The sequence below is a fragment of the Streptosporangium sp. NPDC006013 genome (assembly GCF_040614275.1).
In the GTDB taxonomy this organism is placed as follows: Bacteria; Actinomycetota; Actinomycetes; order Streptosporangiales; family Streptosporangiaceae; genus Streptosporangium.
Genome location: NZ_JBEXUE010000772.1, coordinates 1 through 3,007, shown reverse-complemented (window position 1 = coordinate 3,007; position 3,007 = coordinate 1). Strand labels below are relative to the sequence as shown.

Genomic DNA, 3,007 nt, shown 5'->3' with positions numbered 1-3,007 from the left:
TGGGCGCCCGTGGCCGCCGTGCACGTGGAGCGGGTCTCCTTCGACACCCACGCCCTGTCGGCCGGGCGGCCGCTCGAAGGAGCGGAATACCAGCAAGGCACCCTCGCCGGGTACGAGGCCCGCGAATACCTGCTGGCTAAATGGGGGCGGGCGTGCGCGTACTGCGGCAAGCAGGACGTGCCGTTGAACATCGATCACATCCACCCGCGTTCCCGGGGCGGCTCGGACCGGATCAGCAACCTCACCCTGGCGTGCATCGGCTGCAACCAGGCCAAGAACGCCACCCCGATCGAGGAATTCCTCAAGGGCAGGCTCGCCCTGCTGGCGAAGATCCTCCGGCAGGCGAAGGCTCCGCTGCGGGACGCCGCCGCCGTCAACGCCACCCGGTGGACGCTGTGGCGGGCACTGGAAGCAACCGGCCTTCCCGTTCACACCGCCTCCGGCGGGCGCACCAAATGGAACCGCTCCCGCACCGGCGCCGCCAAGTCGCACACGTTGGACGCGGTGCACGTCGGCGAACTGGAGAGCGTGACCGCCTGGCCGTCCACCGTGCTCGTGGTCACGGCGACCGGGCGCGGCACCTATGCCCGCACCACCCCCGACCGATACGGGTTCCCCCGCCTTGTCCGGCCACGGATCAAACTGCACCACGGCTTCCAAACCGGCGACCTGGTCCGGGCGAACGTCCCGGCGGGCAAAAAGGCCGGGGTTCACGCCGGGCGAGTCCTGGTCCGCTCCTCAGGTTCGTTCGACCTCACCACCCGGCACGGTCGCATCACCGGGGTCAACCACCGGCACGTCCGTCATCTTCAACGCGCGGACGGCTACGGCTACACGACCCGGAAAGAAGCCGATCGACATGACTGACCGATCAGGGCACGCTCAGGCCTTGACGGCCCTCCCGCTCCCAATTCCTCCCCGGCCTGAAGGCCAGGGCATCCTCGGGAGGTTCTGGTGAGCCGGCTGATTCTCGCGGCCGGGGACGATCGAGGGTCGCTCAGTGCCGAGACGGTGCTGCTGGCCCCGGTCTTCCTGCTGTTCCTACTGTTCCTGGTCGGCGCGGGAAGGGTGGTGGAGGCCCAGGGCGAGGTCAACGGCGCCGCCAGGGACGCCGCCAGGGCCGCCTCCGTCGAGCGCACGCTGGCCGACGCCGAGGACGCCGCGGCCGAGGTGGCCCGCGCCGCGCTGTCGGGCGAGTGCGAGCCCGAGGTCAGCCTGGCCGGTACGGACTGGAAGGAGGGCGGCCGGGTCCACGCCCAGGTGACCTGCTCCCTGGATCTGGAGTTCCTCGGCTTCGGCGCCGCCAAGGAGATGAAGGGCGACTCGGTGGTCCCGCTGGAGCAGTTCCGGAGAGTCGAGTGAATCTCGTGAACCCACCCTCGCGGCACCGGGGCCTCCCCCGTCCAACGATGGCGTGCCGGACGTCCGGGCACTCGCCCGCTCCGTGTCGCCTCGCGCCCCTGCCCGTGGCATGCCGGACGTCCGGGCGTCCGGTGGGTTCGGGCGCAGGGAGAGGACGCCACGGCGAGCGAGGGTCGATGTCGATCTTCACGGTGATCTTCTCGGTGGTGGTGTTCCTGCTGGCCGGGCTGCTCGTGGACGGCGGGGCCGCCATCAACGCTCGGCTGCGGGCCGCCGACATCGCCGAGCAGGCCGCCAGGGCCGCCGCGGACCAGATCGACGTCGAGCACCTGCGCGCCACCGGCCAGGCCCGGCTGCTGGGAGAAGGGGAGGTCTGCGCGAAGGCCGAGGAGATCGTCTCGGCGCACGGCGCCGGCGACGTCCAGCTCACCCAGTGCGCGCTCGGCGGCGCCCAGGCCGAGGTCACCGTGAACGTCTCCGTCACCTGGAAGGCGTTCTTCCTGGCCGCGTTCGGTTTCCCCGGCTCGGACATGGAGGCCCTGGCCGCGGCGGGGCCGGACATCGGGGCAGACCAATTGCCGTGAATCGCTGGCCCACCGGTTGACCGACGACGAATCTGGACGGGGAGGGAGACGAATGCCCACGCGACAGCCCGTGCGTATCAAGGACAGGCGCACACCGGGAGACCTGCTGGCGGGCCTCGGCGCGCTGGCCGTCCTGGTCGCGCTCATCGCGGGGGTCCCCTACGCCCTGTTCCGGCTGGCCGGGCCGCCGCTCCCGCCGGAGCTGCGCGACCTCGACCTGCTGACCAGCCAGGTGGGCACGAGCACGATCGTCGCGATCCTCGTGCTGCTGGTCTGGCTGGCCTGGCTGCAGATGGTGCTCTGCGTGCTGGTCGAGATCTACGCCGGAGTGCGCCGGGTCGGGATGCCGGCCCGGGTGCCGTTCTCCGGGGGCACCCAGATGTTCGCCAACCGGCTGGTCTCGGCGGCCATGCTGCTGTTCACCGTCTCGGCGGTGGCCCTGCCGATCGCGAAGCTGACCAGCCTGCCGCCCGCGACCTCCGCCATCGTCTCGACCGGGCTGTCGGCGGCGTCGGCCCCGGCCGGCGCCGAGCGGGTGGAGCTGGCGCCGGTGCAGAAGGCCAAGAAGGTCTACGTGGTGCAGCCGCCGCACGGCCGCCACCACGAGAGCCTTTGGGAGATCGCGGAGAAGTGCCTCGGTGACGGGCGGCGGTATCCGGAGATCTACCGGCTCAACCAGCACAGGGAGCAGCCGGACGGCAGCCGCCTGCGGATGGCCGACCTGATCAGGCCGGGCTGGGTGCTGGACATGCCGGACGACGCGCGCAACGTGCACATCGTCCCGGCGTCCCAGCCGCGCGACGACACCCTCAAGGACCACCCCGGCAAGCCCGCCGAGCTGGACGGCCGTACCCAGACCTTCACCTCGGGCGGTGCGGACCTCCCGGCGGAGCCCGCACCCGAGATCTCCACTCCCGGCGAGGGCGCGGGCCAGGCGCGGGAGGCCGGCCGGGGACAGGACGGGCGCCACGAGGTGGCCGGGCACCGTCCCGACACCGCCGCCGAGCGTGGCGCCTCGCACGACCCGCGCCAGGTGCCCGCCACCACCGCGCCCGGGCGGC

Annotated in this window: 4 protein-coding genes; all 4 read left to right on the top strand. The window is 72.2% G+C overall.

Translation table 11 applies throughout. The features are described 5' to 3' along the window. The coding region (gene iscB, locus ABZ260_RS49285) for an RNA-guided endonuclease IscB (protein WP_355632389.1) at positions 1-867 on the top strand (867 nt) is incomplete at its 5' end. A gap of 87 nt (positions 868-954) precedes the next feature. Then, complete coding sequence (locus ABZ260_RS49280) at positions 955-1,362, top strand: TadE/TadG family type IV pilus assembly protein (protein WP_355632386.1); 408 nt, start codon at positions 955-957, stop codon at positions 1,360-1,362. 176 nt (positions 1,363-1,538) lie between these two features. Further along, positions 1,539-1,946, top strand: a complete 408-nt coding sequence (locus ABZ260_RS49275; RefSeq protein WP_350951711.1) for a pilus assembly protein TadG-related protein — start codon at positions 1,539-1,541, stop codon at positions 1,944-1,946. A 52-nt stretch (positions 1,947-1,998) separates the two neighbouring features. Then, a partial coding sequence (locus ABZ260_RS49270; protein WP_355632383.1) for a LysM domain-containing protein occupies positions 1,999-3,007 on the top strand: 1,009 nt, incomplete at its 3' end.